Raw genomic sequence first — 1,455 nt, 5'->3', positions numbered from 1 at the left:
ATGTTGATTACGCCCATCCTCCTTTGCGGAGGTTCTGGAACCCGTTTGTGGCCCTTGTCGCGTAAGAGCTATCCTAAACAATTTGTGTCTCTTATCGGCGATGAAACCCTGTTTCAGGCCTCTGCGCGGCGGCTGTCCGGTGCCACGGACGGGCTGACATTTGCGGCCCCGATGGTTCTGACCAACTCGGATTTCCGGTTCATCGTGGCCGAGCAGCTGCAGGCCGTCGGAATCGATCCCGGTGCCATTCTGATCGAGCCCGAGGGGCGCAACACCGCCCCCGCCGTGCTGGCTGCGGCGCTGCGCGCCCATGCTGAGGACGCGGATGCCGTGTTGCTGGTGGCGCCCTCTGATCATGTTGTTCCCGATGCCGCCGCATTTCAGGCGGCGGTTGCCCGCGGGATGGACGCCGTGGCGCAGGGGCAGCTGGTGACCTTCGGGATCACCCCGACGCATCCGGAAACCGCCTATGGCTATCTCGAACTGACAAGCGCGGCAAACGGCGACGGGTCCCCCGTCCCGCTAAAGCAGTTTGTCGAAAAGCCGGACCTGGCGCGCGCGACCCAAATGCTGGAAGCCGGAAATTTCAAATGGAACGCTGGCATTTTCCTGTTCCGCGCAACCGATATCATCGCCGCTTTCAAGGCCCATGCGCCCGCGCTGATGCAGCCGGTACAGGACGCGTTGAACGACGCCCAGACCGATCTTGGATTCCTGCGGCTCGCGCCCGAACCGTGGGGGCAGGCCGAGGACATCTCGATCGACTACGCGGTCATGGAAAAGGCCGATAACCTGTCCGTCGTTGCGTTTGAAGCGGCGTGGTCCGATCTGGGCGGCTGGGACGCGGTCTGGCGTGAAAGCGGGCCGGATGCCGACGGTGTGGTGACCAGCGGTGGCGCGACTGCGATCGATTGTCAGAACTCGCTGTTGCGGTCGGACAGCGAGCAGCTGGAGGTTGTTGGCATCGGGCTGGACAACGTCATCGCGGTGGCGATGAACGACGCCGTGCTGGTTGCCGACAAGTCCCGGGCCCAGGACGTCAAGAAAGCGGTTGCCGCCCTGAAAGAGAAAGGGGCAGCGCAGGCGACCCAATTCCCCAAGGATCACCGCCCCTGGGGCTGGTTCGAAAGCCTTGTGGTCGGCGACCGGTTCCAGGTGAAGCGCATTCACGTCCATCCCGGCGCCGCGTTGAGCCTGCAGAGCCATTTCCACCGGTCCGAGCATTGGATCGTGGTCGAAGGAACGGCCCGCGTAACCATTGACGACCATCAGCAATTGGTGACCGAAAACCAGTCGGTCTATATCCCGCTGGGCGCCGTGCACCGGATGGAAAACCCCGGCAAGGTACCGATGGTTCTGATCGAGGTTCAGACCGGCGCCTATCTCGGAGAGGACGACATCGTCCGATACGAGGACGTCTACGCCCGAGGCCAAGGCGCAAAGGGCTGAACAGCC

The 1,455-nt window shown here is 63.0% G+C and carries 1 protein-coding gene; it reads left to right on the top strand.

The window, feature by feature from the left end:
- Entirely contained in the window at nt 1-1,449 is a 1,449-nt protein-coding gene (locus ACR0IK_RS24320; protein ID WP_480597405.1) for a mannose-1-phosphate guanylyltransferase/mannose-6-phosphate isomerase, read from the top strand.
- Nucleotides 1,450-1,455: the final 6 nt, after the last annotated feature.

The organism is Ruegeria sp. BF7 (assembly GCF_056538605.1).
Note: the sequence above shows the minus strand (reverse complement) of the source record. Positions and strands in the feature narration are given on the sequence as shown.

Coding starts and splice junctions, on each gene's coding strand:
- ACR0IK_RS24320 (WP_480597405.1), top strand. CDS start 1: ATGTTGATTACGCCCATCCTCCTTTGCGGAGGTTCTGGAACCCGTTTG.